This window comes from Cellvibrio sp., assembly GCF_053579595.1.
This window is the reverse complement of record NZ_JBRFPI010000326.1, coordinates 1-5,287: the sequence shown is the minus strand read 5'-3', so window position 1 is coordinate 5,287 and position 5,287 is coordinate 1. Positions and strand designations below refer to the sequence as shown.

The 5,287-nt window shown below is 48.5% G+C and carries 4 protein-coding genes; 2 read left to right on the top strand and 2 right to left on the bottom strand.

The annotated features are described in order from the left end of the window. Positions 1 to 126: 126 nt before the first annotated feature. Both mgp130 and ACWA6V_RS16835 read right to left on the bottom strand, forming a co-directional pair. Positions 127 to 1,308, bottom strand: coding sequence for a 4-O-beta-d-mannosyl-d-glucose phosphorylase Mgp130 (gene mgp130, locus ACWA6V_RS16840; protein WP_449523578.1), 1,182 nt, complete (start codon positions 1,306 to 1,308; stop codon positions 127 to 129). A 140-nt stretch (positions 1,309 to 1,448) separates the two neighbouring features. Then, positions 1,449 to 3,320, bottom strand: coding sequence for a sodium:solute symporter family protein (locus tag ACWA6V_RS16835; protein WP_449523577.1), 1,872 nt, complete (start codon positions 3,318 to 3,320; stop codon positions 1,449 to 1,451). 317 nt (positions 3,321 to 3,637) lie between these two features. On the opposite strand from ACWA6V_RS16835, the gene ACWA6V_RS16830 reads away from it, so the two are divergent. Together ACWA6V_RS16830 and ACWA6V_RS16825 are read left to right on the top strand one after the other, a co-directional pair. Continuing rightward, complete coding sequence (locus tag ACWA6V_RS16830) at positions 3,638 to 4,639, top strand: LacI family DNA-binding transcriptional regulator (protein ID WP_310068147.1); 1,002 nt, start codon at positions 3,638 to 3,640, stop codon at positions 4,637 to 4,639. A gap of 98 nt (positions 4,640 to 4,737) precedes the next feature. Next, positions 4,738 to 5,070: a hypothetical protein gene (locus ACWA6V_RS16825; protein WP_449523576.1), complete on the top strand. Its 333-nt coding sequence runs from the start codon at positions 4,738 to 4,740 to the stop codon at positions 5,068 to 5,070. The last annotated feature ends 217 nt before the right edge of the window (positions 5,071 to 5,287 follow it).

Sequence of the window (5,287 nt, the reverse complement as noted above, 5' to 3'; positions counted from 1 at the left end):
GTAAAAACCACCCTGCTCATGATCGACTGTATGCGCAGCCCACCAATCGGCAATAGCAATTAACTCCGCACGAAATTCTTGTTGCAGTGGCGCAAAACGTACTGGAAGACTTGCAGCCTGCATGGGTTACACCAAGTCCTTAAGCACTTTTAAATTTGCACTGATCAATTCATTGCGCACCGCAACAGAGGCAGCAGAGCGCAAACCATCTGCCGGCGTGTTTTTGCAATAGTCGATCAGCTTTTCCACCGTGGAAGTGGCGACATGCATGCGCGTATCGGATGACGCGTAATAAATAAAGACTTCATTTTTTTCATTCACTATCCAACCATTAGCGAATGCCACGTTGGAAACATCGCCCACACGCTCTGCGCCATGCGGTGCAATAAAATGGCCTGCCGGGCTGTGCGTAACAACCCAGGGGCGCTCCAATTCCGTCATAAACATATACAGCGTGTAACGCAAACCAGCAGCGGTATTGCGCACGCCATGCGCGAGGTTCAACCAACCTTCTGCAGTTTTGATTGGCGCTGGACCCTGGCCATTTTTGACTTCTTTAATGGTGTGGTAAACCTTGCCGTCTACAATCACTTCAGACTTCACTTCAGCACGGGTCATGTCATCGACCAAGCCCCAGCCTATACCACCGCCACCACCGACACTGATAAAACCATCTTGCGGACGCGTGAACAAACCGTATTTACCATCGATAAATTCCGGATGCAAAACCACATTGCGCTGCTGGCCGGAGTAAGTAATTAAATCCGGCAAACGCTCCCAGGTAATTAAATCTTTGGTGCGTGCGATACCGCATTGGGCTTCTGCTGCAGAGGTATCGTTAGGGTGATTTAAATCTTTGCGTTCGGTGCAAAATAAACCGTAGATGTATCCATCTTCATGTGCGGTCAAACGCATGTCATAGACATTGGTATCCGGGCGATCCGTTTCCGGCATGGTGATGGGGTAATCCCAAAAGCGGAAATTGTCGATGCCGTTCGGGCTTTCAGCAATCGCAAAAAACGATTTACGATCAACACCTTCAACACGCACCGCCAAAATATATTTGCCGTTCCATAAGATCGCACCTGAGTTAAATGCGGCGTTGACGCCCTGGCGCTCCATCAAATGCGGATTGGTTTTTTCATTCAAATCGTAACGCCAAAAAATAGGCGCATGTTCTGCGGTGAGAATCGGGTTCTCGTAACAATCGTAAATACCATTGCCGTGCGCTTTCACAGTATTTTTTTTGGTGACCAGCACTTCGTGTTGTTGCAACAGCGCCTTGGCTTTTTCTTTAAAACTACTCATGTTCCCAATACTCCAATGAGTTTTGCTAGTGTGTCGTTCTGATAGGTGTTTCATCACCCAACGGATTTAAACGTAATCGATTACACCGGTAGTTAAAAATTTTTGCGCTGCAGGAAAATCTGCAGCGCAAAAAATAACTATCAGGATTTAGCTAGTAAATGTTCGTCATTGGTGCCTTGCAATAGCACCGCAGGTGTATCTGCTGCATAGTCTTCCAATTTTTTGTACCAGTTAAACCAGAGGAAAATACTGGTAATAACTGCAATAACCATAGCGATAATAAATTCAGGCCAGTGTTTGATCACCATAAAAATCGGCGCGGCCACCAGTGAGGTTTGCCATATAATTCCTACCACCACATTGACTGCATCGCGCGCAAAATTTTTGTTGGCGCCAACTTGCGGATAGTCTTTTTGCACTTCGGCCAATACTGGCGCCCAGAAACCCCAGGGGCGAACTTTGGTATAAAACTTTTTCAGCACTTCCATATCATCTGGTTTGGTCAGCAGCGAGCCCATTACACAGGCGGCGATACAGGCAACGAACATAAACGGAAATGCATTGATGGGGGATATATCGGTAAAAATCAGTGGGAAGGCAATAGCAAAACCGGTGACCATTCCCCAGAAATAACCGTAACCATTAAAGCGCCACCAATACCATTTGAGGACATTGGATGCGGTGTAACCACCATAGAGCGCACTTACCAACCATTGAATAACTTGATTCAACGTGGGGATAAAAAAGCCGATAGCCACACCGAGGATTACAAACAACACCGAGATAAAATAACTCATGTGCACATAGGTCTTTGGCTCGGCGTCAGCGTTGATATAGCGTTTATATAAATCATTCACAACATAAGCGGGCGCTGCGTTTACCGTTGCTGCGAAGGTAGACATAAACGCAGCGAGCAAACCGGCAATTAATAATCCCAATAATCCACTCGGTAAAATTTCGCCCGCCAATACCATTGGCAATATCTGTTCAAAATCAACGTCTTTGCCCATCGCATTTAAATCGCCCATAAACAACCCGAGCGCGAGCACAGTTAAACCGGCAATCAACATGTAGCGCGGGAACATTAAAACGATGGTGACAAAACCACTCATTTTGGCTGCATCTTTCGGTGATTTTGAGGAGAGCACACGCTGCATATCATAAGTGGGTTGCGGCCCGGCCAAACTTTGCAAAGTGCCTTTAAACAACATCAGCATAAAAAAGATGGCAAATAATTCGTAGCCATCAGCGTCGATTTTGTCATTGGCAGCTGCCAGTTTTTCTGACCAATCCAGATGCAATTCCCAACTGAAGAAAATACTGGTCCAACCTTCCGGGATGGCGGCATTGAGCATTTCCGGTGAGACGCGCTGCATGGCAATAACACCAACCGCAATGCAGGCAATGGTCATAATCACAAATTGGAAAACTTCAGTGAATACCACGCTGAACATGCCGCCTTTCACCACATAGAGCGTCGTAATCGCAGTGATGATCAAACCGTAATACACGTCATTCATGTGCGAGTCGGTGGACAATTGCCAAGGCATAAATACTGCCGCAAATTTTCCGATACCGATAAATCCATAGGCGATAAACCCGATCACATTGACTAGCGCAAACAGCACCACAATTAAATGCGAAAGGCGCGCTCCGCGTCCCTCGCCAAAGCGGAAAGTAATCCACTCTGCGCCGGTCATCACACCTGAACGGCGCAACCATGCGGAGAGAAATACCATCAGAAAAATCTGGTTGAACACCGGCCACAACCAGGGAATAAACACACTGGTAAGCCCGTACACAAACAATAAATACACTAACCACATGGTGCCGGAGATATCGAACATGCCTGATGCATTCGACAAGCCAAGCTGCCACCAGGAAAGTTTATTGCCACCGAGAAAATAGCTTTTAATATCTTTTGACGCGCGACTGGAAATCCAGAAGCCCACCACCAGTGTTGCCATGACATAGGCAAGGATGATGGCTATATCCAAAACAGGAAGATTCATGACGCATTCCGAGTTTATTATGTGGATCAATATTGATCGCTATTCTTGTCTGATCCCGTCACGTCCATGCTGTGCCTCATTGACGCTATCGCCAGAAGGGCAGAGACTCAGGGTAAATCTGCAATCGTCAATGCTTTTCCAACCAAGCATATAGCATAGTTGACCATAAGCACCGGCATAGCAGCCTAATGTAACCGTTTACATTTTATTTTTCTAGTCTCTTTTGATTGGCTGTAGTAAATTTTCCGGCAAATAACCAAATCTCCAATAAATTCAATACCAATTCACCCCGTATCGGCTTCTTAAAGGTCGTTTTTATGTCCAATATTCGCGATGTTGCTCGCCTGGCTGGCGTATCTGTTGCAACTGTTTCACGAGCCCTGAGCAACCCCGAAAAAGTGTCTGACGAAAGCCTGGAAAAGGTTCATAACGCCATCGCCCAAGTCGGCTACCGCCCCAATATGCTCGCGCGCAACTTTCGCTCAGCACGCGCTTATGCGGTCGTGGTGCTGGTTCCCGATATCGCCAACCCCTTCTATTCGCTCTTTATTCGCGCCCTGGAAGACCGCGCCCAACAAAAGGGCTATGCCGTGCTGCTGGGTGATACACGCGGCACGCCAGAGCGGGAAATGGAGTACATCCGTCGAGTAGAAACCCGCTTGGCCGACGGTATAGTACAGTTGCGCCCCAGCTCGGAAAAAAGCCAGAACAACATTCCGCCCGATATCCCCTGCGTCAACGCCTGTGGCTGCGAATACACCACCGGTCCGGCGATCCGCATCGACAACCGCGCTGCCGCCAAAACCATGGTGAATTACCTGATCAGCCTCGGCCACAAGCGTATTGGGGTGATTTCCGGCCTCAAGGACAACCCCCACGCTATCGACCGCCTCGAAGGATATAAAGAAGCGCTGGCAGACGCAGGTATTCCCTTTGAAAAAGACTTGATTGCCGAGGGCGACTTCACCATGTGGTCCGGCCTGAACGCCGCCTTCCAGTTCTGCAATATGAAAGTTCGCCCGACTGCGGTGTTCTCGATGAACGATGAAATGGCAATCGGCGCTATGCAAACCCTGAAAAACCAGGGCATCCGTATTCCGGAAGATATGTCGGTCACTGGCTTTGACGATATCGCCTACGCCAAATATTCCGACCCCAGCCTCACCACCATTTCGCAACCGGCAGAAGAGATGGGCAAGATGGCGATGGATATGCTGCTCAAAGTGATTGAAGGTGAGCCATTGAGCCAGCGCGAGTGCGTATTGCCGACGGAATTTATTATTCGTAAAAGTACCGGGCCAGCTCCGGGGAAGAAATAACTTGAAGTTGGGCGCTGCCACCCCCACATCGGCGCCTAACTATTCTTCAACTTGTTGTTAAAAGCGCTTGGCATTTTTTGATCAATTGTGGGTGAATTATGAGTGACCTGTTTATTCTGCAAAACCAAGACAAACTTTTTCTCGGCCGCCAAAATAATTGGCTCGATGGGCGCGACTTGGCTGCACTTTACAAAACCGTGCACAAGGATGAAGCCATCAACCAGATGTTTGAGGCCAGTTCCAAAGACTACCGGCAGCGCATTAAAGTGCTCAGTTGCAGCGCCAATGAAAAAGGCCTGCCCCTGATAGATCCGGAATTACTGCCTGAGCCGCTGCCCAAAGCAGGTAAGGATTTATTTGAAACCCTGGAACAGACTGCTGCACCCGGCGCGCCGGATGAATCCGCAGCACCACAGGCTGACCTGACCTAAACTCTATTCACCACGTATCCCATTTTTAGGCTTCTGCGGCCTACCTGATTGCTCTTGCAGCTAAAGGAATCTGAAGTGTCTGTATCCCAAGGCTTAGACCAGCGCCTATCGCGCGAACTGCTCGCTACCTTTGCTGAACCAACCAACAATGCCAGCTTGCGTGGAATATTGCGCGGGCTGGAAAAAGAAAGCCTTCGCGTTACACCCGAGGGCACAC

Excerpts from the sequence above, each read along its gene's own strand:
- ACWA6V_RS16835 (WP_449523577.1), bottom strand. The coding sequence starts at position 3,320 with ATGAATCTTCCTGTTTTGGATATAGCCATCATCCTTGCCTATGTCATG.
- ACWA6V_RS16830 (WP_310068147.1), top strand. The coding sequence starts at position 3,638 with ATGTCCAATATTCGCGATGTTGCTCGCCTGGCTGGCGTATCTGTTGCA.
- ACWA6V_RS16825 (WP_449523576.1), top strand. The coding sequence starts at position 4,738 with ATGAGTGACCTGTTTATTCTGCAAAACCAAGACAAACTTTTTCTCGGC.
- mgp130 (WP_449523578.1), bottom strand. The coding sequence starts at position 1,308 with ATGAGTAGTTTTAAAGAAAAAGCCAAGGCGCTGTTGCAACAACACGAA.